The organism is Curtobacterium sp. SP.BCo (assembly GCF_051903265.1).
In the GTDB taxonomy this organism is placed as follows: domain Bacteria; phylum Actinomycetota; class Actinomycetes; order Actinomycetales; family Microbacteriaceae; genus Curtobacterium.
Genome location: NZ_CP194337.1, coordinates 2,326,702 through 2,348,634 on the forward strand (window position 1 = coordinate 2,326,702; position 21,933 = coordinate 2,348,634).

At 73.2% G+C, this 21,933-nt stretch carries 21 protein-coding genes and 1 tRNA gene; 11 read left to right on the forward strand and 11 right to left on the reverse strand.

Annotation, left to right across the window (positions count from 1 at the left end; genetic code table 11):
• Window positions 1-28 precede the first annotated feature (28 nt).
• From ACRQ4B_RS11115 to ACRQ4B_RS11125, 3 genes are all read right to left on the reverse strand, one after another.
• Entirely contained in the window at window positions 29-745 is a 717-nt protein-coding gene (locus ACRQ4B_RS11115) for an ANTAR domain-containing protein (protein WP_439691505.1), read from the reverse strand.
• Window positions 742-1,452, reverse strand: coding sequence for a GAF and ANTAR domain-containing protein (locus ACRQ4B_RS11120; protein ID WP_439691506.1), 711 nt, complete (start codon window positions 1,450-1,452; stop codon window positions 742-744). The genes ACRQ4B_RS11115 and ACRQ4B_RS11120 overlap by 4 nt, the downstream gene beginning before the upstream one ends.
• Window positions 1,453-1,548: 96 nt before the next feature.
• Window positions 1,549-1,764 (reverse strand): hypothetical protein, encoded by a 216-nt coding sequence (locus ACRQ4B_RS11125; protein WP_439691507.1) that lies wholly within the window; start codon window positions 1,762-1,764, stop codon window positions 1,549-1,551.
• Window positions 1,765-1,806: 42 nt separating this feature from the next.
• Here ACRQ4B_RS11125 and ACRQ4B_RS11130 point away from each other — a divergent pair.
• A tRNA-Gly gene (locus tag ACRQ4B_RS11130) sits at window positions 1,807-1,878 on the forward strand.
• Between the two features lie 297 nt (window positions 1,879-2,175).
• Here ACRQ4B_RS11130 and ACRQ4B_RS11135 read toward each other — a convergent pair.
• From ACRQ4B_RS11135 to ACRQ4B_RS11145, 3 genes are read right to left on the reverse strand one after another with little or no spacing between them, the layout of a single operon-like run.
• Window positions 2,176-2,427: a DUF6510 family protein gene (locus tag ACRQ4B_RS11135; RefSeq protein ID WP_439691508.1), complete on the reverse strand. Its 252-nt coding sequence runs from the start codon at window positions 2,425-2,427 to the stop codon at window positions 2,176-2,178.
• The gene (locus ACRQ4B_RS11140; protein ID WP_439691509.1) at window positions 2,427-3,212 is read right to left on the reverse strand and encodes an FAD-binding oxidoreductase; all 786 of its coding nucleotides are present in this window, start codon (window positions 3,210-3,212) and stop codon (window positions 2,427-2,429) included. The genes ACRQ4B_RS11135 and ACRQ4B_RS11140 overlap by 1 nt, the downstream gene beginning before the upstream one ends.
• Window positions 3,209-3,802 (reverse strand): molybdopterin-dependent oxidoreductase, encoded by a 594-nt coding sequence (locus ACRQ4B_RS11145; protein WP_439691510.1) that lies wholly within the window; start codon window positions 3,800-3,802, stop codon window positions 3,209-3,211. Before ACRQ4B_RS11145 ends, ACRQ4B_RS11140 begins: the two co-directional genes overlap by 4 nt.
• Window positions 3,803-4,039: 237 nt before the next feature.
• Between ACRQ4B_RS11145 and ACRQ4B_RS11150 the strand changes: the two genes are divergently transcribed.
• The 9 genes from ACRQ4B_RS11150 to phoA all read left to right on the forward strand — a co-directional run bounded on the left by ACRQ4B_RS11150 (window position 4,040) and on the right by phoA (window position 14,833).
• Complete coding sequence (locus ACRQ4B_RS11150) at window positions 4,040-5,641, forward strand: ABC transporter substrate-binding protein (protein ID WP_439691511.1); 1,602 nt, start codon at window positions 4,040-4,042, stop codon at window positions 5,639-5,641.
• Entirely contained in the window at window positions 5,638-6,642 is a 1,005-nt protein-coding gene (locus ACRQ4B_RS11155; protein ID WP_439691512.1) for an ABC transporter permease, read from the forward strand. Before ACRQ4B_RS11150 ends, ACRQ4B_RS11155 begins: the two co-directional genes overlap by 4 nt.
• Window positions 6,639-7,517, forward strand: coding sequence for an ABC transporter permease (locus ACRQ4B_RS11160; protein WP_439691513.1), 879 nt, complete (start codon window positions 6,639-6,641; stop codon window positions 7,515-7,517). Before ACRQ4B_RS11155 ends, ACRQ4B_RS11160 begins: the two co-directional genes overlap by 4 nt.
• Complete coding sequence (locus ACRQ4B_RS11165) at window positions 7,514-9,250, forward strand: dipeptide ABC transporter ATP-binding protein (protein WP_439691514.1); 1,737 nt, start codon at window positions 7,514-7,516, stop codon at window positions 9,248-9,250. Before ACRQ4B_RS11160 ends, ACRQ4B_RS11165 begins: the two co-directional genes overlap by 4 nt.
• Window positions 9,247-11,286: a CocE/NonD family hydrolase gene (locus ACRQ4B_RS11170; protein WP_439691515.1), complete on the forward strand. Its 2,040-nt coding sequence runs from the start codon at window positions 9,247-9,249 to the stop codon at window positions 11,284-11,286. Before ACRQ4B_RS11165 ends, ACRQ4B_RS11170 begins: the two co-directional genes overlap by 4 nt.
• Window positions 11,283-11,936 carry a TetR/AcrR family transcriptional regulator gene (locus tag ACRQ4B_RS11175; RefSeq protein ID WP_439691516.1) on the forward strand — a complete coding sequence of 218 codons (654 nt, stop codon included), beginning with the start codon at window positions 11,283-11,285 and terminating at the stop codon, window positions 11,934-11,936. Before ACRQ4B_RS11170 ends, ACRQ4B_RS11175 begins: the two co-directional genes overlap by 4 nt.
• Window positions 11,937-11,965: 29 nt before the next feature.
• Window positions 11,966-12,379, forward strand: a complete 414-nt coding sequence (locus ACRQ4B_RS11180) for an SIP domain-containing protein (RefSeq protein WP_439691517.1) — start codon at window positions 11,966-11,968, stop codon at window positions 12,377-12,379.
• A gap of 130 nt (window positions 12,380-12,509) precedes the next feature.
• Window positions 12,510-13,007 (forward strand): Dps family protein, encoded by a 498-nt coding sequence (locus ACRQ4B_RS11185; protein WP_439691518.1) that lies wholly within the window; start codon window positions 12,510-12,512, stop codon window positions 13,005-13,007.
• 134 nt (window positions 13,008-13,141) lie between these two features.
• On the forward strand, window positions 13,142-14,833 hold the full coding sequence (gene phoA, locus ACRQ4B_RS11190; RefSeq protein WP_439691519.1) for an alkaline phosphatase: 1,692 nt from the start codon (window positions 13,142-13,144) through the stop codon (window positions 14,831-14,833).
• Window positions 14,834-14,952: 119 nt separating this feature from the next.
• Here phoA and ACRQ4B_RS11195 read toward each other — a convergent pair whose 3' ends face one another.
• The 5 genes from ACRQ4B_RS11195 to ACRQ4B_RS11215 form a co-directional block, all read right to left on the reverse strand.
• A complete protein-coding gene (locus ACRQ4B_RS11195; protein WP_439691520.1) occupies window positions 14,953-15,615 on the reverse strand; it encodes a response regulator in 663 nt (220 codons plus the stop codon).
• Complete coding sequence (locus ACRQ4B_RS11200) at window positions 15,612-16,868, reverse strand: sensor histidine kinase (RefSeq protein WP_439691521.1); 1,257 nt, start codon at window positions 16,866-16,868, stop codon at window positions 15,612-15,614. Before ACRQ4B_RS11200 ends, ACRQ4B_RS11195 begins: the two co-directional genes overlap by 4 nt.
• Window positions 16,865-17,572, reverse strand: coding sequence for a DedA family protein (locus tag ACRQ4B_RS11205; protein WP_439691522.1), 708 nt, complete (start codon window positions 17,570-17,572; stop codon window positions 16,865-16,867). Before ACRQ4B_RS11205 ends, ACRQ4B_RS11200 begins: the two co-directional genes overlap by 4 nt.
• Before the next feature lie 93 nt (window positions 17,573-17,665).
• Complete coding sequence (gene rfaE2 / locus ACRQ4B_RS11210) at window positions 17,666-19,204, reverse strand: D-glycero-beta-D-manno-heptose 1-phosphate adenylyltransferase (protein WP_439691523.1); 1,539 nt, start codon at window positions 19,202-19,204, stop codon at window positions 17,666-17,668.
• Entirely contained in the window at window positions 19,201-20,673 is a 1,473-nt protein-coding gene (locus ACRQ4B_RS11215; protein ID WP_439691524.1) for an aldehyde dehydrogenase family protein, read from the reverse strand. Before ACRQ4B_RS11215 ends, rfaE2 begins: the two co-directional genes overlap by 4 nt.
• A 133-nt stretch (window positions 20,674-20,806) precedes the next feature.
• Here ACRQ4B_RS11215 and ACRQ4B_RS11220 point away from each other — a divergent pair, with 133 nt between their 5' ends.
• Window positions 20,807-21,913, forward strand: a complete 1,107-nt coding sequence (locus tag ACRQ4B_RS11220) for a glycosyltransferase family 9 protein (protein WP_439691525.1) — start codon at window positions 20,807-20,809, stop codon at window positions 21,911-21,913.
• Window positions 21,914-21,933 lie beyond the last annotated feature (20 nt).

Genomic DNA, 21,933 nt, shown 5'->3' on the forward strand with positions numbered 1-21,933 from the left:
CGACGCTACGCGCCGGTGCCTGTGCCGATCACGGCAGGACGAGGCGGCGTTCCACGACGGCCCGTGCGACGTCGGCGAGCCGTTCGTGGTGGGACCGGGCGTACCCGCGGAGCACCCCGAAGGCCTCCTCCATCCCGACCTGGTGGGTCTGCGCGACGAAGCCCTTGGCCTGCTCGATGACGACGCGGCTGTCCAGGGCGCGCTGCAGCTGTTGCTGGGCGAGGGTCGCGTGCTCGAGTGATCGCTGCTGGAGGATGCTGATCGTCGCGACGTCGGTCAGTGCCTGCGCCGCCCGGGCGTCCTCGTGGTTGAGCTCGCCCTCGGTCTCGCGGAACAGGTTCAGGGACCCGAGGGTGGTGTCACGGAGCCGCATCGGGATCGAGTGCACCGAGGCGAACCCGGACTCGTCGGCCGCGGCGGCGAAGGTCGGCCACCGCCGCACCATCTCGGCGGCGTCACGCGCCCACACGGTCTGGCCGGTGGCGAAGCACTCCACGCACGGCCCCTCGCCGGCATCGAGCTGCAGCAGCCCGAGGAACGAGGACCGCTCGTTCGACGACGCCAGGACCTCGAGTTCCTGGGCCTGGTTCACCAGCAGGATGCCTGCCGCCGACGCGTCGAAGATGTCGACGACGCTGTCCACCAGGTTCTGCAGGAGTTCGACGACGTCGTAGTCGTCGACGAGGGTGTCGGTCAGCGTGACGAAGGTGTCGACGAGCCGGTGCTCGCGGTTCGGTGCCATCATGCGTCTCCCTGGATCTCGGAACCGTCCGGCCAGGCGAGGTCGAGTCGGCGTGCGATGAGGTCCGCGGCGACGTCGCGGACGGTCCGTTCGGTGGCGAAGGCGTGGGCGCGGAGGACGAGCAGGGCGTCCTCGACGCTGATGCCGAGCTGCGCGGCGGCCATCCCGGTCGCCTGGTGCACCTCGCGCCGTGAGTACCGGCCGGGCTCCGGGTCGGCGGATCCGTCCCCGACCGCTGCCGCCAGTGCGTCGCGGAGGACCCGGCGCGCCGCCACCTCGGTGAGGGCCCGTGCGCCGCGGACCTGGCCCGGGGTCAGGAAGCGCTCCTCACCGACGGACAGGTCGACCGCGCCGACGGGGATCGTGCCGATGTGCATCGGGAAGGAGAAGACCGCTCGTGCCCCGGCGCGCAGGAGTTCGTCGAGCGCGGCCGGCCACCGCGCGCCGGTCGTGGTGACGAGGTCGGCCTCGAGGACGGGGCGCCGGGTGGACAGTGCTTCCCAGCAGGGTCCCTCACCGAGGTCGAGCTGGATCTCGTCGATCCGCTCGGCGAGGGCGTCGCTCGCGCAGACGGTGGCGGAGCCGAGCGGGTCGCCGAGCGTGGAGATGCCGACGCTCGTGACCGGCAGGGTCGCGAGGAAGGGCGGGCACATGTCAGTGCCGTCCGGTGCTGCCTGCATCGAAGATGCCGCAGCGGCGAAGTCGTCCATCGGTGGTGCCACCGTCCCTGATCAGTGGCTCCCGACGTTAGCGCACGCCGGCCCGAGCGTGTGGTCGCTCGGCGCGGCAGCTCGGACGGGCTGTGGTCACCGCTCGTCCACCGGTTCGTAGACCGCGATCGGGGGCGCCTCGTCGTCACCGTCCTGGTGGCTCTCGCCGGTCGCGAGCCAGGTGCGCCCCTCGTGCTCGATCGTCGTCGGCAGGTCGCCGTGCACGAGGATGCGGATCGCGGGTTCGTCGCCGTCGACGAGGTCCGCGCCGTGCGCTTCGGTGCCGCCGGGGTTGTCGTGGACGTAGCTCATGGTCCGATCGAACTCCCACGGCCTGGTAGAGTGCTCTCGTACGCGGATGTGGCGCAGTGGTAGCGCATCACCTTGCCAAGGTGAGGGTCGCGAGTTCGAATCTCGTCATCCGCTCGGAACTGCTCGACGAACACCGAGCGACACGAAGGCCCCGGTCAGAGACCGGGGCCTTCGTCGTCCGGGCGGACGTGGCTGTCCGGTGTGCGCAGGCTTCGGGTACCCGCGCCCACCGGACACGAGGGCCACGATGCCCGTCAGGGGGCGACCGGGTGGGTGGCCCGGACGATCCCCATCGGTGCATCCGGAGCGGACCCGCGAGCGGATGGGTCGACATGCCGGGCGTGCGGCTTCCCGCACGATTCCCGCACGTCACGCACGACTGCTCGACACGCGGCGACGAGTGGGTTCCGTTCAGTCCGTCGACACCGCTCGAGTCCCGGGGAGTCCGACCCACCGGCGCCCCGGCGTCTCCACGACGGTCACGAGGACGGTGTCGCAGCCCCGGCAGCGTGCGACGGACCCCATCGGGCTGACGTGCACACGGGTCCGGGCCAGCTCGCCGAGCGTGCCGCAGCCCGCACACCGCAGGACCACGGTCGTGGGGTCGGCACCGAGCGTGTCGGTGAGGACGCCGGCGAGTGCGTTGCCGTCGAGGACGACCATCAGCTGCCCCCGAACCGTTCGGCGCGGACGTCCGCGGTGTCGTGGCCCAGTTCGCCGAGCCACCGGAGGACCTGCTCGACGAAGGGCGTCGAACCGCACACGTACACGAGGGCACCCGCGTCCGGCGGGAACACCGCCGCGGCCAGGGCGTCGCGGGTCAATCGCCCGGCGGGCTCGACGGCGTGGTCGGGGGCCCGTCGGCTGTGGACCGTCGTCACGTCCAGTCCGGCAGCGGCGGCCCGATCGAGCTCCGGGCGGAAGAAGACGTCCTCCGGGGTGCGCACGGCGTACAGCAGGCGCACCGGCGCAGGGTAGTCGGACCCGGTGACCGCTGTGGCGATCGGGACGAGCGGCACGACGCCCGACCCGCCCGCGATCAACTGCACGGGGCGATGCGACACACCCGGCCGCCAGACGAACCAGCCGCCGAGCGGACCGTGCACCTCGAGGGCGTCGCCGACCTCGACCGCGTCGACCAGGAACGGGGACACCTCGCCGTCCTCGACCCGGTCGACGGCCAGGACGACCGAGGTCGAGTCCCCGGACGAGGCGATCGAGTAGGAGCGGGTGGCTTGGTAGCCGTCCTCGGCGGTGAGCCGGAGGTCCAGGTGCTGCCCGGGGTCGTTGCCCGGCCACCCGGGGACGTCGAGCACGATCCGTCGGGCGTTCGGGGTCTCGGGGGAGACGGACGCGACCGTCGCGGCGTGCCAGGCCGGCCGCCTGCGGGCCGGCGGCGGCGTGACGGCGCCGGCCCGTGCCTCCAGACCGGTGTCGGGGAGCGTCACCAGTACCGCTCCTCCTTCCACGGATCGCCGTGCAGGTTGTACCCCGCGTTCTCCCAGAAGCCCGGTTCGTCGTCGGACTGCATGACGATCCCGCGCACCCACTTGGCGCTCTTCCAGAAGTAGAGGTGCGGGACGAGCAGCCGTGCGGGTCCGCCGTGCTCGGGCTCGAGCGGCGCGCCGTCGGCCTCGAAGGCGATCCAGGACCGCCCGTCGAGCAGTTCGTCGAGCGGGACGTTCGTGGTGTAGCCGCCGAAGCTGTGCACCATGCAGAACTCGCGGGAGGTCTCGACGTCGGCGAAGAGCCGGTCGAGGGGGACCCCGCGCCAGGGCATGTCGAGCTTCGTCCAGTGCGTCACGCAGTGGATGTCGACGGTGACGTCCTCCACGCCGAGCGCCTGCACCTCGTCCCAGGACCACGTGTGCAGGTCGGTCTCGGTCCGGATCGAGAAGCTCCAGTCGGCGGCCTCGATGTCCGGGGTGGCCCCGGCGGAGAGCACCGGCCAGTCCGGCACGAGGGTCTGCCCGGGCGGGATCCGCGAGTCGTCCCGGTCGTGCCGTCGGCCGCCGAAGCCCCTGGTGAACGTCGCCATCCGTGCTCCTCGCTCGCGTGCCGGTGGTCCGATCCTGCTCCGCCCGAGGTGTGCTCGTGTAACGGCTTGGTAAACGTTCTGCGCCACCCGATCCCTGCGGCTCCACGCCCTCGATCCGCACGCAGGCGCGGATCGGGACCGCCCGGCCGACCCGGGTGCCGACGACCGCGGGACTTGGGTGTCGTCCCGATCCCCTCTATCGTTCACCGGAACGATTACCAGGAGGGGTCACCCCGAATGCAACCCATCGTCCCCGAACCCCGGAGCGCGCGCGGCCCGAGCCGTCGTGCGCTCCTGACCGGCGCAGCCGGACTCGCCGGCCTCGGCCTGCTCACGCTGACCGGATGCAGCTCCGGCGCGTCCGCCGGCACGGTGGCGCTGCCCGAGGCCGCGGCCACCGGCGCGGCCCGGAACGGCGGCCGGCTCCGGATCGCCCGACCCGCTGCCTCGGCCGCCGAGACCCTCGACTCCGCCAGCTCGCTGTCGGCCTACGAGTACCTCGGCGCGCTCTACAACCGGCTCGTGAAACTCGACCAGCAGGGGCGCACGGTCCCGGACCTGGCCGAGGAGTGGTCCGCGAACGCCGACGGCACCGAGTGGACCTTCCGGCTCCGGCGCGGGGTGCGGTTCCACGACGGCTCCCGGTTCTCCGCCGACGACGCGATCGCGAGCATCCGGCACATCCTCGACGAGAAGACCGGCAGCCCACAGGCCGGCGTCCTCGGCGAGGTGATGGACGCCGGGTCGATGACGGCGGTGGACCCCTACACGCTGCGGTTCGCGTTGACGAAGCCGAACGCCGAGTTCCCGTCGCTCCTCACCGCCTACCAGTGCTACATCGTGCCGGCCGGTGCGATCGCGGACATCGGTCGCAGCGGCATCGGGACCGGACCCTTCCGGCTGTCGTCGTTCACCCCGGCCGGCGCCGGCAGCGTCGAGGCGTTCGACGACCACTTCGCGGGTCGCCCGGCGCTGGACGGGATCGACTTCTACTCGATCCAGGACACCACCGCCCGGGTGAACGCGCTGCTCGCGGGCCAGATCGACCTCATCTCGCAGACGAACCTCGACTTCGCCACCGCACGCGTCGTGGCGGCGTCGGACCGCGCGACGATCGCCCGCTCGAAGAACGCGCAGTGGTACACGATCCCGATGCTCGCCACCTCGGACGAGTTCCGCGACCCCCGCGTCCGCCAGGCCATGAAGCTCGCGTACGACCCACGGACGATCGTCGACACCGCGCTGCAGGGCACCGGGTCGGCCGGGTGGGACAACCCCGTGCCACCGCAGCTCGCCGCCTTCGTCGACGACCACCGCGAGTACGACCCGGACAAGGCGAAGTCGCTCCTGCAGGCGGCCGGGGTCGAGGGGTTCCGGACGTCGATCTACACGTCGAGCTACGAGTCGGTGTTCACGCCGATGGCCGTCGCCTACCGGGACGCCGTCGCCGACGCGGGCATCCGTCTGACGGTGAAGAACGCCAGTTCGGACTCGTACTACACGCAGATCTGGATGCAGAAGCCGCTCATGGTGAGCTACTGGTTCACCGGCCGACCGATCGACCAGCTGCTCAACCAGATCTTCCGCACCGGCTCGTCCTACAACGAGAGCGCCTGGTCGAACGAGCGGTTCGACGGGCTGCTCGACGACGCCCGAGCGGAGATGGACGACGCCAAGCGGCTGTCGCTCTACCAGGACGCCCAGCGGCTCGTCGTCGAGGACGGCGCCGACATGACCCCGATGTTCGGCGACCGCCTGGTCGGGTTGTCCCGCGACGTCGTCAACTACTCGGAGTACGGCTTCGAGTTCGACTACCTCCGGATCGGACTGCGCCGATGAACGTCCTCGTCCCCGTCCTCCGCCGGCTCGGCATCGCCGTGCTCACGGTGGTCCTCGCGTCGCTCTTCGTGTTCCTCGCCGTGCAGGCGTTGCCCGGCGACGTCGCGCAACAGCTGCTCGGGCAGAACGCCACACCCGACGCGGTCAAGCAGCTCCGGGAGTCGCTCGGCCTCGACCAGAACGTCTGGCTCCGGTACCTGCAGTGGCTCGCCGGTGCCGCGCACGGCGACTTCGGCACCTCGTTGGTCAGCGGGGAGCCGGTCGCGCCGACGCTGTTCACCGCCTTCCGGAACAGCATGCTCATCGCCGTGCCCGCCATGGTCGTCGGCGTCACGCTGTCGCTCACCCTCGGGGTCGTCGCGGGTGTCCGGCGCGGGCGGGCCTCCGACCGCGTCATCTCGATCGTCAGCCTGATCGTGATGAGCGTGCCCGAGTTCATGGTCGCCACCGTGCTCGTGCTGCTGTTCGCGATCGGCGTGCCGCTCTTCCCCGCGGTCGTCCTGCGCGGCAGCGACGCCACCGTCGGCGAGCTGCTGCCCACGATCTGGCTGCCGATCACCGTGCTGACGCTCGCGATGGCCGCGTACATCGTGCGGACCGCACGGTCCTCGACGATCGACGTGATGGCCTCCGAGTTCGTCACGACGGCGGAGCTCAAGGGCCTGACGATGCGTCGGGTGGTGTGGAAGCACGCGGTGCCGAGCGCGCTGCTGCCGACGCTCAACGTGGTGGCCCTGAACGTCGCCTGGTTGCTCGGTGGCGTCGTCGTCGTGGAGAACGTCTTCAACTACCCCGGGATGGGCAAGCTCATGCTCGAGTCGGTGTTCAACCGGGACCTGCCGACCATCGAGGCGATCGCCCTCCTCAGCGCGCTCATCTACGTCGTCTGCAACCTCGCGGCCGACCTCGTCGCCCTGGCCCTCGACCCGAAGCTCCGCACGCGGCAGCGCCGCACGAGCGTCCGGCCCCGGACCCGCACCACCAGGAAGGCCGCAGCATGACCGCCCTCGCCCCGCGCTCCCGAGCGGTCATCGGCGCGGCCGTCGCCCCGCTCCGTGGTTCCACCGCGCTGGCCGTCGGCCTCGGGCTGATCGCGCTGCACCTCGTCCTCGCCGTCCTCGCGCCGGTCATCGCCGGCCACGACCCCGTCGCCACGAACGCCGGGGACGTGCTCGCCGGACCGACGTGGACGCACTGGCTCGGCACCGACCAGTACGGCCGCGACATCCTCTCCCGCACCCTCAACGGCGGCCGCTACGCGCTGCTCGTGACGTTCCTCGCGACCACGATCGCGGTCGCCATCGGCACGGTCCTCGGCTGCGTCACGGCGTACGCGGACAACTGGTTCGACGAAGTGGTGATGCGGATCGTGGACGCGCTGCTCAGCGTGCCGTCGATCCTGGCGCTCCTCGTCGTCGTGACCGTGTTCGACGCCGGGCTCTGGGTGATCGTGCTCGCCGTGACGATCGTCTACGCGCCGGCCGTCACCCGGGTGGTCCGCGGCGCCGCCAGGACCGTGATCACGCAGGACTACGTGACGGCCGCCAGGGCCCGCGGGGAGCGCGCCCTGTCGATCGTCTTCCGGGAGATCCTCCCGAACGTCCTCGACGTCGTGCTCGTCGAGTACGCCATGCGGGCCTCGTGGATCGTGCTGCTCGTGGCGTCGCTGTCGTTCCTCGGGTTCGGCGCGAACCCGCCGACCCCGGACTGGGGCCTGATGGTCCAGGAGAACCGGACCGCCTTGACGGTCGTGCCGCTCGGGACGCTCGCGCCGATCGTGGCGCTGGCGACGCTGGTGGTCGGCCTCAACCTCGCGGCCGACGGGCTGAGCAAGTCGCTCGGCGTCGACCGCGCCAAGCAGGGAGTCAGCGCATGAGCACCGTCCAGGTCGAGGACCTCGCGATCTCCTACGCCGCGGGCAAGCGCTCCGTACCGGTGGTCCGCGGCGTCTCGTTCGCCATCGACGCGGGTCGCACCCTCGGGCTCGTCGGGGAGTCCGGCAGCGGCAAGTCCACCGTCGCCCGGACCCTGCTCGCGCACCTGCGCGCCGGTTCGACCGTCGAGGGCGGCACCGTGCGGGTCGACGGCGACGACGTCTTCGCGCTGTCCGAGGCGGGTCGCCGTGCCTTGCGCGGCGGGACCGCGAGCGTCGTCGCGCAGAACGCCGGGCAGGCCCTGACACCCTCGATGCGCGTCGGCGAGCAGATCCGCGAGGCCCTCCGTGCGCACGGCGAACCCGACGGCCCGGAACGGGTGCTCGAACTCGTCCGGCTCGTCCGCCTGCCGTCCCCGGAGTCGATCGTCCGCCGCTACCCGCACCAGCTCTCCGGCGGGCAGCAGCAGCGTGTCGCCATCGCGATGGCCGTCGCAGCCCGTCCCCGGGTCCTGGTGCTCGACGAGCCGACCACCGCACTCGACGTCGTCACACAGGCGGCCGTGCTCGACCTCATCGCCGACCTCGGCCGCGAGCTCGGGATGGCCGTCCTCCTGGTCAGCCACGACCTCGGTGTCGTGTCCGCGATGGCCGACGAGATCGCAGTGATGCGGAACGGCGAGGTCGTCGAGCACGCCGCCACGGCGGCGCTCTTCGCGACGCCGCAGCACGAGTACACGCGCGCCCTGCTGGCCGCGGTGCCGGACGGGCGACGGCCGGGAGGAACGGATCGCGTGCCCGAGGACGCGACCGTCCCGCAGACGGTCGCCTCCAGGTCGACCGGCACCGTTCCTCCCGTCCCGCTCGTCCGTCCCGTGGTGACCGCCGACGACCTGGTGATCCGCTACGGACGGGGGCTGCCGGCCGCCGTCGACGGCGTCTCCTTCACCATCGCGCCGCGCGAGACCCTCGCCGTCGTGGGGGAGTCCGGCAGCGGCAAGTCGACGCTGGCGACCGCCCTCGCCGGCCTGGTGCCGGCCGAGTCCGGCACGTTCTCGTTCGACGACGGCACGGTGAGCGGCGACCTGCGGGAGCCGATCGCCGGGCGGTCCCCGGAGCTCCGCCGTGCGGTGCAGCTCGTGTTCCAGAACGCCGACACCTCGCTGAACCCGCGGCGCACGGTGGGCGCGGCGATCGCGCGGCCGCTCAAGCTGTTCACGGGCGCGGCCTCGCGGGAGCGGGTCGGCGCGCTGCTCACCCAGGTCGGGCTCGGTCCGGAGTTCGCGGACCGGCTGCCGGCGCAGCTGTCCGGCGGGCAACGGCAGCGTGTCGGGATCGCCCGGGCACTGGCAGCCGAGCCGCGCCTGGTCATCGCCGACGAGATCACCACCGCCCTCGACGTGCAGGTGCAGGCCGGGATCCTCACGCTGCTCGCCGACCTGCAGCGGTCCCGTGGGCTCAGCTGCCTGTTCATCAGCCACGACCTCGCCGTGGTGCGCGGCGTGGCCGACCGCGTCGCGGTGATGACCGGCGGCCGGATCGTCGAGATCGGCCCGACCGAGCGGGTCTTCGGTGGACCGAACCACCCGTACACGACCACGTTGCTCGCCGCGACGCTCGAACCCGGCAGCACCGAGCTGCCCGACGTCGGCGACGGCGTGCCCCGCTGGCGGCACGCCGAGGGCTGGACGGACCGCGGCGACGGACACCTGACCCGGAACTGGGAGGACGCATGACCGGATTCACCGCGCTCGGGACGGACCCGGCGCTGCCCGACGGCGTGAGCGTCCGCGACGAGTGGATCCCGATGCCCGACGGCGTCCGCCTGCACACCCGGATCTGGTCGCCGGTTTCGCACGACGGCCCCGTCCCGGTGCTGCTCGAGTACCTGCCGTACCGGCTGGACGACTGGACCGCCCCGCGCGACTCGGAGCGACACCCCTGGTACGCCCGGCACGGGTACGCCTCGGTGCGGGTGGACATCCGCGGGACCGGGTCCTCGGACGGGTTCTTCGACGACGAGTACAGCGAGCAGGAACTCCGCGACGGCGAGGCCGTGATCGCCTGGCTCGCCGAGCAGGAGTGGTCCACCGGGGCGGTCGGGATGTTCGGCATCTCGTGGGGCGGCTTCAACGCCCTGCAGCTCGCCGCACGCGCTCCGGCCGCCCTCAAGGCGATCGTCACGGTGTGCTCGACCGACGACCGCTACGACAACGACGTGCACTACGTCGGCGGTGCGGTGCTCGGCATCGACATGGCGGCGTGGGGCGCGACGATGTTCGCCTTCAACTCCAGGCCGCCGCGGCCCGAGGTCGTGGGGGCGGACTGGGTCGCGCAGTGGGCGGCCCGGCTCGAGCACAACCGCCCGATGACGCCGGTGTGGCTGTCGCACCAGGAGCGCGACGACTACTGGCGACACGGCAGCGCCGCCGAGGACTACGGGAACATCGGTGCCGCCGTGCTCGCGGTCGGCGGGTGGGCCGATCCGTACCGCGACGCCGTGCTCCGGCTCGTGGCGAACGTCGACGCCCCGGTGCGGGGCATCGTCGGGCCGTGGTCGCACCAGTACCCGGACCGCGGGCTCGCTCCCGGGCCGTCGATCGGCTTCCTGCAGGAGACCCTGCGCTGGTGGGACCGCTGGCTGCGCGGGGTCGACACCGGTGTCGAGCGGGATCCGGCACTCCGCGCCTGGATCAACGAGGGCGAGCTGCCGGCGACGTCCTACGAGTCGCGCCGGGGCCGCTGGGTCGGCGCTGAGGCGTGGCCGTCGTCCGCGACCGATGACCGGGTGGTCCCGCTCGGTGCGCTGCGAGGCGGGGCGGACGGCCCGGTCGTCGTGCGGTCGCCGCAGCACACCGGGGCCGACGCGGGCCGGTTCTTCCCGTTCGGCAACGCCACCGACCTGCCGCCGGACCAGCGCGCCGAGGACGGTCGTTCGGTCTGCTTCGACCTGCCGCTCGACGAACCGCTCGACGTGCTCGGGAACGTGCTCGTCGACCTCGCCGTGACGAGCGACCAGCCCCGTGCCACCCTGACCGTACGGCTCTGCGACGTCGCGCCGGACGGCTCGTCGACGCTCGTCACCCGCGGGGTCCTGAACGCCGCCAAGCGCGCCGGCGCGGACCGGAACGACCCCCTCGAGCCCGGCGTCCCCGCGTCGGTGCCCGTCCGGCTGGTGTCCACCGGCCACCGGTTCGCCGCGGGGAACCGGCTCCGCATCGCCGTGTCGACCTCGTACTGGCCGTGGGTGTGGCCGCAGGCGGTCGCCCCGACCGTGACCGTCGACCCGTCGGCCTCGCACCTCGAGCTGCCGGTGTGGACGCGCGACGCGGACGACGGTGTCCGGTTCGAGCAGCCCGAGCGCGCCGAGCCGCTCGTGATCGAACGGGTCGCGCCGACCGAGGTGCTCCCGCAGCGGACCGTCACGCAGGACGTCGAGACGGGGGAGTGGACGCTCGACGTCGACCCCGGGTACGGCGGCGGACGGGTCTACCCGGACGGCCTCGTCTTCAGCGAGGACGCCCGCGAGACCTACCGCATCCGGTCGGACGACCCGGGCTCGGCCGTGGCCACGTCGCGCTGGGCGATCGGGCTCGCGAAGCCCGAGTGGGCGGCGCGGCTCGAGACCGCGTCCGAGGTGACCGCGGACGCCGACGCCTTCCACGTCCGGAACACCGTGCGCGCCTGGGCCCGAGACGGTGGGCCGGGCACCCCGGAGGTGCTCGTCGCCGAGCACCGCTTCGACGACGACGTCCCGAGGACCTCGGCGTGAGCGGCGTCGGTCCGACCCGGGTGCGGCAGCGGCCGGAGGTCCGGCGCGCGATGATCGTCGACGCCGCCCGCGCGGTCATCGCGCAGCGCGGGGTCGGGGCGACCGGTCTGCGCGACATCGCGGCGGCCGCGGACGTCTCCGTCGGCACCGTGACGTACCACTTCGGCAGTGTCGCGGAGATCCTCAACGAGGTCGTCGTGCTGGAGACCGAGCGCTTCTACGGGGCGATCGTGGCCGCGGTGGACGCGGAACCGGACCCGATCGCCGGGATCCGGATGCTCGTCGAGCCGCTGTTCGGGGACACCGAGCAGGTCCGGGAGCACTGGCGGATCTGGTCGGACTACTGGACGGCGGTCGTCCGGCGGCCCGAGGTCGCCGCGGAGTACGCCGAGCGGATCCGGGTGTGGGAGGCCTGCCTGGTCCGGGTGGTCCGCCGGGGCGTCGACGCCGGGCACTTCCGCACCGAGGAGTCCGCCGAGGTGGTCGCGCTCAAGCTCGCGGCGTACAGCGACGGTGTGGCGACGCAGATCGCGCAGGGCGTGCCCGACCTGACGAACGCGGTCGCGCTGCGGTGGATGTGGACGTTCCTCGCCCACGAGCTCGGCGTGCCGGCTGCGCGTATCGGTGGAACCGCCGACGCGCCCTTGTGATGAGGTAAGGCTTCCCTTACCGTGGGGGCATGGCACGGACCCGGCGACAGCCCAGCGAACGCATCCTCATCGCCGGCGACGTCGACGACCTCACCGAGATCACGCGCATGCTCGAGGAACTGCCCGACAACGCCTACGGCCAGGTCTTCGTCGAGGCGGCCCTGCCGGAGCAGGTCCGCGTGCTGCCGGCGCCCCCGCGGGTGACCGTCACCTGGCTGCTCCGGAGCGCCCGGGTCTCCGCGGTGTCGCCCCTCGTCTTCGCGGACCACGGCGAAGCGCTCGCGCACGCCGTCACCGCCTGGGCCGCCGAGTGGTGCGTCGCCGACTGCGAGCCGCGGACCACGGTCTGGATCGGATGTGCCGACAGCCCCTGGGTCGAGCGCGCACGGTCCGTCGTGCAGATCGAACTCACCGACGCGGGGTTCGACACGCTCGTCGGCTGACCGAGTGAGGTCAGCCTTCGCTTCCTTGCGGCATGCAAGAGAAGCGGCCACTGTTGTCACCATCGGTTGCACGTCGCTGGACAGGACAGGCCCAGCGGCCCGGTGTAGCCACGAGGCAGGAGGAAACGACATGACCAACACCACGAGCACCACTCCCACCACGTCCCCGTTCTCGACGACGCCGGAGCTCGCAGCCGGGGTCGCGCAGTTCCTCGCCCCCGTCGTCATCGACCTCGAGGCACTCGTCGTGAACGGCAAGCAGGCGCACTGGCACGTCCGCGGCCGCAACTTCGTCGGCGTCCACGAACTCCTCGACACCATCGTCGAGCACGCCCAGGAGTGGGCCGACCTCGCCGCGGAGCGCATCGTGGCCCTCGGGTTGCCGGTCGACTCGCGCATCGCGACCGTCGCCGCGAACACCACCGTCCCGCCGCTCTCCGAGGGCTTCCAGAACTCCGACGTGACGATCACCGAGGTCATCGCCGAGATCGACGCGGCGCTGCTGCAGGTCCGCCGTGCCGTCGAGGGCCTCGACGAGGTCGACCTCAACAGCCAGGACGTCGTCATCGAGATCGAGCGCGGCCTCACCAAGGACCGCTGGTTCCTGCAGGCCCACCTGGCCGCGTAGTCGCGACCACCCGCCGGACGGGCGCGGGCCCGCCAGTCGTTCACGCGCCCGCCCCGCCACGTTCACCCGCCTGTACCCACGCACAGCCATCCTCGGATGGCACCCGTTCGGGGCACAGACGAGGGGAACACGCAATGCAGCACACTCCGCAGCGCCGCCGACGTGCGGCGCTCGCACTCGGCGCCGCGCTCATCGCCGGCGCGGTCGCCCTGCCGGGTACCGCCGAGGCCGTCGGCCAGCTCGCCCTCAGCCAGCACGGCGGCGCCCAGCGCCACCAGGGCGACCAGACCCGCTCGCTCCAGCGGGAGATCAAGCGGGCCGGCGCGAAGAACGTCATCCTGCTCATCGGCGACGGCATGGGCGACTCCGAGATCACCATCGCGCGCAACTACCAGTACGGCGCGGCCGGCCGCCTGCCGGGCCTCGACGCCCTCCCGCTCACCGGCTCGTACACGACGTACTCGGTCGTGAAGGACGGTGCGGACAAGGGCAAGCCGGACTACGTGACCGACTCCGCCGCCTCGGGCAGCGCGTGGGCCACCGGCACGAAGACGTACGACGGGGCGATCTCCGTCGACGTGGACGGCGTCCAGCAGAAGACCCTCCTCGAGCTCGCGAAGGCGAACGGTCTCCGGACGGGCAACGTCTCCACCGCCGAGATCCAGGACGCCACCCCGGCCGTCCAGGTCGCCCACGTCGGCGCCCGCTCCTGCTACGGCCCGGACACCGCCTCCTGCGGCACGGACGCGCTGCAGAACGGCGGGCTCGGCTCGATCAGCGAGCAGCTGCTGAACGCGCGCCCGGACCTCACCCTCGGGGGCGGTTCGGCGAGCTTCCAGCAGACCGCCAAGGCCGGGCAGTGGCAGGGCGAGACGCTCGTCGACCAGGCCGAGGACCGCGGCTACCAGGTCGTCTCCGACGCGGCCGGCCTCGCCGGGGTCCGTCGGGCGGACCAGACGAAGCCGCTCCTCGGACTCTTCACGCCGGGCAACTTCCCGACCCGGTACGCGCCCACCACGGCGACGGTCGGCGGGGCCGACCAGGCACCGGTGCAGTGCACGCCGAACGCGGCACGCCTGTCCACCGGCCTCTCGCTGCAGTCGCTCACGAACAAGTCGATCGACCTGCTGAACCGTGACCGCGGGAACTCCGGGAAGGGCTTCTTCCTGCAGGTCGAGGGCGCCAGCATCGACAAGCAGGACCACGCCGCGGACGCCTGCGGGCAGATCGGCGAGACGATCGACTTCGACGAGGCCGTGCAGTCCGCCCTGGCCTTCGCCGAGAAGGACGGCAACACGCTCGTCATCGCGACCGCCGACCACGCCCACTCCAGCCAGATCGTCGACAACACGCCGCCGACCTCGCTCTCGACGGCGCTCCGCACGGCCGACGGCACCACCATGAAGGTCTCGTACGGCACGGCCGGTGCGGGCAGCTCGCAGCAGCACACCGGCACGCAGGTCCGGATCGCCGCGTACGGCCCTGGTGCCGCGAACGTCGTCGGGCTCTCCGACCAGACGGACACCTTCTCCACGATCCGCGACGGCCTGCGGCTCGACGACGACCTCGCGGCGCTGTCCCGCGGGGCGCGCATCGAGCTGTCGGTCGGGGCACCCCGGCCGAACCAGCGGGTGACGGTCACGGGCACCCGGTTCGCCGGCGACCGCCAGATGCGGGTCACGGTCGGCTCGACGGACCTCGGCACGGTGGACGTCATCGACGGCGCCGCCTCGGTGGTGTGGAAGGCGACCGCCGGCAAGTCCACGGTCACCGTCACGGGCGTGCAGTCCGGCAAGCAGGCGTCGAAGCAGGTCCGCGTCCGCTGACGCGTGTGGTCGTTCCGCGCGGAGGAGGTCGTTCCGCGCGTAGGAGGTCGAAAGTTCCTGCCTCCTCCGCGCGATTCGGCTTGCTCCGCCCAATCCTGCCTCCTACGCGCGAATCGGGCTCAGGGTGCCGGGGCCACCAGGCCGGTCTCGTAGGCGAGCACGACGGCGTGCACCCGGTCGCGGAGCTGCAGCTTCGCGAGGATCCGGCCGACGTGCGTCTTCACGGTCTGCTCGGCGATGAAGAGCTCGGTCGCGATCTCGCCGTTCGTCCGCCCGCGGGCGACGAGCAGGAACACGTCCCGTTCGCGCTCCGTGAGCACCTCGAGCACCTCGGTGCGCGGTGCGGCCGGCGGCGGTCCCGCGACGAAGGCCTCGACGAGGTGCCGGGTCACGCGTGGCGCGAGCAGGGCGTCGCCGTCGGCCACGGTCCGCACCGCCTGCACGAGCTCGTCGGCGCTGGCGTCCTTGAGCAGGAAGCCGCTGGCGCCGGCCCGGAGTGCATCGAACACGTAGTCGTCGATGTCGAACGTCGTCAGCATCACCACGCGAACGGGGTGCTCCGTCGGGGCCGCGGTGATCCGCCGGGTCGCCTCGATCCCGTCGAGCTCGGGCATGCGGACGTCCATCAGGATGACGTCCGGGCGCAGCCGCAGCGCCTCGACCACCGCCTCGGCGCCGTTCACGGCCTCACCCACCACCTCGACGTCCTCCTGCGCCTGGAGGATCGCCCGCAGTCCCATGCGGAACATCTGCTGGTCGTCGACCACCATCACACGCGTCATCGGGTTCCTCCGTCGGCTGCCGGTCCACGGGCAGCGGTCGGCGAACGGTCGGTCAGGCCGACCACGACACGGAACCCGCCGTCGGGGTCCGGCCCGTGGTCGATCGTGCCGCCGAGCGCGGCGACCCGTTCCCGCATGCCGGCCAGCCCGAAGCCCCCGTCGTCGGGCGGCGCGGCGAGGACGGTGCCGGCTGGCGGCGCGGCGTTGGCGACCTCGACCGTGAGGGCCGAGCCGCGCCTCCCGACCGTCACGACGGTGGCCGCGCCGGGCGCGTGCCGGGCGACGTTGCCGAGCGCCTCCTGCACCACCCGGTAGACGGTGAGCTGCGTGAGGCGATCCACGGTGTCGTCGGTGTCGTCGGTGTCGTCGTGCCCGTCGAGCCGCAGCTCGACCGGGATGCCGGCGGAGCGAGTGGCCTGTACCAGTGCGGGGAGGTCCGCGAGACGGGGTTGCGGGGCGCGCTCCGCGTCGGCGTCCCCGCGGAGCGCGCCGAGGAGCTGCCGCATCTCGCGGAGCGCCGTCCGTGAGGTCGCCGCGATGGCGGCGAACTCGGCGCGCGCCTCCGGGGCGAGATCGGCGACACGGTACGGGGCGGACTCGGCCTGCATGTGCACGACCGACATGCTGTGCGCGACGACGTCGTGCAGCTCGCGGGCGATCCGGGCACGGTCCTCGACCGAGCGACGGCGGGCCTGTTCGAGCTCGGCGTCCCGGCGTGCTGCGGCGAGCTCCTCGCGGATGGACCGACGTTGCCCGATGACGATCGCCGCCACGGCGAGGATGAGCGTGTCGCCCGCGGTGACCACGAAGCTGGTGGCCCACACGTCCGCCTGGCCCCAGCGCCCGGGCGTCACCGCGACGAGCAGCAGGACGAGCACGGCCGACGCCGCCCACACCGTCGTCGTGAGCCGCCAGGTCGAGCGGACCCCGAGCACGACGAGCAGGACGCTGAGCCCGATGATCCCGGTGACCGGGACGGGCCAGGGGCCGACGGTGCCCGGCGACGTCAGGAGCCCCAGTGCCGCGAGCCCCGCGAGGTGCGCGACCGACGACGTGCGAGGGAACAGGGGAGCGAGGCCGATGCTCACCGACAGCACGGCGGAGACGAGCATCGACAGCGGGACCGGGACGCCGTAGCGGACCGACGTCACCGGGGCGGCCACCGTGAAGAGCGTGACCGCGATGACGACGAGGCCGACCCGGATGCCGATGAGCACCCAGGACGGCCGGATCCGGTTCGGCGGTGCGGTCACGGGCGGGCGATCTCTCCGGTGGGGACGATGCGGGTGGTGCTCCGGGCGGCGCGGGTGTCCGTGGCGTCGGCGGTGTCGGTCGCGACGGCGACGACCTCGGCACGGGCCTCGCGCTTCCGGCTGACTCTACCGATCACCCGGTCCACCGCGATGCCGAGGCCCGCGGCGATGACCATCGACACGAGCGCGGCGACGACCGGCTCGTGGAGGACGCTCGACGCGGCGAGTGCGATCCCGATCGACGTCGCCGACCAGGCCAGTCCGGCGAGCGAGCTGATCGCCAGGAACCGGCGGTAGGGGAGCCGCGTGGCCCCGGCCGTGGTGTTCACGGCGACGCGACCGACCGGGATGTACCGGCCGATCAGGATGAGGCTGGCGGACCGGCGCCGCATCTGCCGTTCCGCGAACGCGAACGCCGCGGCGATCCGGGGACGCTTCGACCGGGCCAACCGGGCGAGACCGATCCGGCGTCCGAGCCAGTACGCGATCGAGTCGCCGGCGATCGCCCCGAGCGCGGCCACCACGAGCACTGCGGCGAGCACCGGCTGCCCGGACGTCGCAGCGACGGCGGCGACCGCGACGAGGGCGGACTCGCTCGGGACGGGCGGGAAGAAGCCGTCGACGAGGCACAGGGCGAAGAGCACGACGTACACGAGCGGACTCGCGGCCAGCTCGGTGACGAGCGGGGTGATCTGGTCGAACACGGGGTGGCTCCCTCCGCCGACGGACCTCGTCGACGGGTTCGACGCTACGGAGTCCTCCGGCGGCTGCCATCCCGCGCGGGTCTCGACGACCCCCTACCCGGGTATGACTTCCGGACCGCCACCCGGCTCCGGGGTGCCCTGGTCCGCGTCGGAGCGGGCCGCTGCGCGGATGCGCCGGACGACCGCCGTCGTGGAGTGCTCGGGGACGTAGTCGACCATCACGACCTCGCCGCCGTAGCCGCGCACGACCGCGGTCTCGCTGAGCATCTCGGGCGAGTAGTCGCCGCCCTTCACGTAGACCTCCGGCCGGAGCCGTTCGAGGAGCGGGATCGGGGTGTCGGTGGCGAAGACCGTGACGAGGTCGACGCACGCCAGCGCGGCCAGCACGCCGGCACGGTCCTCGGCGGGGTTGATCGGCCGCTCCGGGCCCTTCAGCCGGCGGACCGAGTCGTCGTCGTTCACCGCGACGACGAGCAGGTCGCCGAGGTCCCGTGCCTGCCGCAGGTACGTCGTGTGCCCACGGTGGACCACGTCGAAGCACCCGTTCGTGAACACCACCCGACGTCCGTCCCCGCGTGCGCGCTCGACCGCGTCCGCGAGCTCGTCGTGGTCCACGACCGTCGCGGCAGGTGCGGTCACGGACTCGAGCAGCGCGGCGGCGGAGCAGACCGTGGTGCCGGCTTCGCGGACGACGACGTCGGCGGCCGCCTGTGCCACCGAGACGGCGTCACGGGTCGGGGCGCGGACGGCGAGCGCGACGGCTGCCGCTGCGCAGAAGGTGTCGCCGGCGCCGGAGGCCTGCTGTTCGGAGGCCGGGACGGCCCGGGTCCGGAAGCCGTCGGCACTGTCCTGCGCGGGGTCGTCCTCGAGCAGGACGGTGCCGTTGCGGTCGAGGGTGACGACGACGGCCGACGCACCGGTCACCCGGAGCAGTTCGGCCCGCGCGGCGACGACCACGTCGGCCCGGTCCGGCCCGGTCCCGAGGTCGCGGCCGAGCAGCGCAGCGGCCTCACCGGCGTTCGGCGTCACCAGGTCGGGTCGGAGCGGCGCCCACCGCGTGAGGTCGTGCGCGTCGACGACCACGGCACCCGGACGGTCGACGTCCAGCACCGGGACGACGTCGGACGCCCCGACGCCCAGCCCGTAGTCGCAGACCACCACCGCGTCGGCACACCGGACGGCACGGGCGACGGCTCGGGCGAGGCGGGTGCCGTGGTCGGCGGTCGGGGTGGCCGCGAGCTCGTCGACGCGGACCACGATCCGGTCGCCGCCGACGACCCGGGACTTCGTCGTGGTGCGGGCGCCGGCGATCTCGACCAGGAACGACGTGTCGACACCGGCCGCCTCGAGACGCTGCCGGAGCACGTCGCCTGCGTCGTCGTCGCCGATCAAGCCGACCATCCGGACGCGGGCGCCGAGTGCTCGGGCGTTCACCGCGGTGTTGGCGGCGCCGCCCGGCACGGCGACGGTCTCGGTCACGCGGACCACCGGTGCCGGTGCCTCGCGCGAGACGCGCTCGGCCTCGCCGACGGACCACCGGTCGAGGATGCAGTCGCCGACGACCACGACGAGCGGCTCACGGTCGTCGACCGTGGCGACGAGGTCCCGGACGAGTCGGACGTCGACGGTCACCGCACACCGCCGTCGGTCGTGGCCGCCGGCGTCTGCGGCATCTGCGGTGCCGCCGGGGCCGGTGGGGCCTGCGGTGCCGCCGGGGCCGGCGGTGCCGGTTCGAGGTGCACCACCGTGGTCGTCGTCACCTCGTCGAGCAGGTGCGGCCCGTACCCGAACCCGGCGCCGGACGCACCGCGCGGCTGCGCGCTGCCGCCGGGGGCACCGCCGAACACCGCGTTCACCTTGACCGTGCCGACGGGGAGCTCCGCGGCGGCACGGAGTGCGTGACCGGTGTCGTTCGTGAGGACCGTCGCGGCGAGACCGTACCGGTCGGCGGCGGCGAGGCGCAGCCCCTCGTCGAAGTCGTCGACGACCCGGATCGGCGCGATCGGTCCGAAGGTCTCCTCGGTCATGACGAGCATGGCGTCGGTGCAGCCGGTGAGCACCGTCGCCGGGTAGAACGAGCCCGGCCCGTCCGGGACGACGCCACCGACGGCGACCGTCGCGCCACCGCGGACGGCGTCGTCGACGTGGGACTGCACGGTGTCGCGGAGGCGGTCGTCGACCAGGGGACCGAACACGGCTGCGGGGGACGCGGTCCGCTGGGACGCCTCGGCGACGAGTGCGGCGGTGAACGCCTCGGCGACGTCGCGGTGCACGTAGACCCGTTCGACGCTCGTGCAGATCTGGCCGGTGTTCGCGAAGGCACCGAGTGCCACCTGGGCGGCCGCCCACACCGGGTCGACGTCGGCGTCCACCACCACCGCGTCGTTGCCGCCGTTCTCGCGGACGACGTGGGCACGGGTCCGCACGGCGACCTCGGACAGGCGGTCACCGGTCGCGGTCGAGCCGACGTGCGCGTACACGTCGATGCCCTCCTGTGCCAGGAGCAGTTCGCCGGTGGCGCCGTCGCCGTCGACGCCGACCAGGACCCCGTCCGGCAGCACCTCGGCGAGCAGGGCGTTCAGCCGGGCGATCGTCGCCGGAGATCGCTCGCTGCCCTTGTGCACCACGGTGTTCCCCGTGACGATCGCGGCGCCGAGGATCCCGCACGCCACGGCCACCGGGTCGTTCCACGGCGTCAGCGCGAGGACCACGCCCCGGGGGTGCGGCACGGACCAGTCGGCCGCCCCGAACGACCCGCGCAGGGCCTCGCCGCGGTGCACGGGGCCGAGCTCGGCGTACTGCACCAGGGTCCCGACGCCGGCCTCGACCCCGCCGAGGGCGTCACCGGGCACCTTGCCGGTCTCCCGGGTGTTCAGGTCGGCCAGCTCCTGCGCGTGGGCGCGGACGTGCTCCGCCGCCGCGTGCAGCAACGCACCGCGTTCGGCCGGGGCCGTGCGGGCCCACAGCGGCGCGGCCGCGCGGGCGCGGGCGACGGCGTCCCGGACGTCCTGCTCGGCGGCACGGCGCACGGTGGACGCGACCGAGCCGTGCACCGGGTCGGTCACGACGAGCTCGTCGGGGGCGGAGGGTGCGATCGTCATGGGGTCCTTCCGGAGGTCGGGCGGGAGTCGAACGGTCCTCGCTGCCGGCTGGGTGGGGACTCGGCATCGCGTTTCTCGTCCATCCGGGCCGCTGCTGGGGACGACACCGGCGGCAGGTCGGTAGACGGGACCGGTGCAACTGATCGGGAACGGTGGAGGACGGTTCGACGACGTCCGCGAGATCGCGGTGCTGCGGGGCGGCGGGTTGGGGGACCTGCTCTTCGCCGTCCCCGCGCTGGAGGCCCTGGCCGCGGCGTACCCGGAGGCGCGGGTCACCCTGCTCGGGACACCGACGGCGCCGGCGGTCCTCGCGGGGCGGACGGACGCGGTCCACGCGTTCGAGGAGCTCCCGGTCGTGCCGGGGGTCCGCGACGCCGGTGACGACGCACCGACGCTCGCGGCGTTCGACGCGCGGGTCGCGGGCCGGTTCGACCTGGCGGTGCAGCTGCACGGCGGCGGCCGCCACTCGAACCCGTTCCTGCTCCGACTCGGTGCCCGGCACACCGTCGGGACCGCCACCGAGGACGCCGAGGTCCTGGAGCGCTGGGTCCGCTACGTCTACTACCAGCACGAGGTGCTCCGCGGCCTCGAGGTCGTGTCGCTCGCCGGCGCAGCCCCGGTCACGCTCGACCCGCACGTCCGGGTCACCGACGCCGAGCGCGCGGCGGCCCGCGACCGGCTGGGCGTGCGCGGACGGGAGCGCCTCGTCGCGGTCCACCCGGGCGCCACCGACCCGCGCCGCCGCTGGAGCCCGGGCCGGTTCGCGGCCGTCGTCCGTGCCCGGCTCGGCGCCGGTGACACCGTCGTCCTCGTCGGCGACGCGACCGACGTCCCGGCCGCCGAGGCGATCCGCGCGGCGGTGCCCACGGACAGCGCGGACCGCGTGCACGACCTCAGCGGTCGGCTGCCGCTCGCCGACCTGCCCGCCGTGCTCGCCGCTGCCGACGTGATGGTCGGCGACGACTCCGGCCCGCGGCACCTGGCGGTGGCGGTCGGCACGCCGACGGTCGGGGTGTTCTGGTTCGGGAACGTCGTCAACGCCGGACCGTTCGACCGCGGGCGGCACCGGGTCCACCTGTCCTACGTGACGCGCTGCCCGGTCTGCGGGGTCGACGTCACGCAGGTGGGGTGGACCGCCGAGCGCTGCGCGCACGACCCGTCGTACGTCGACGAGGTGACGCCGGAGGCGGTGCTCGCCGACGTCCAGGACCTGCTCGCGACCACCCGGCGGGTGGACTGACGGACGGGAGGCGCGGTGCC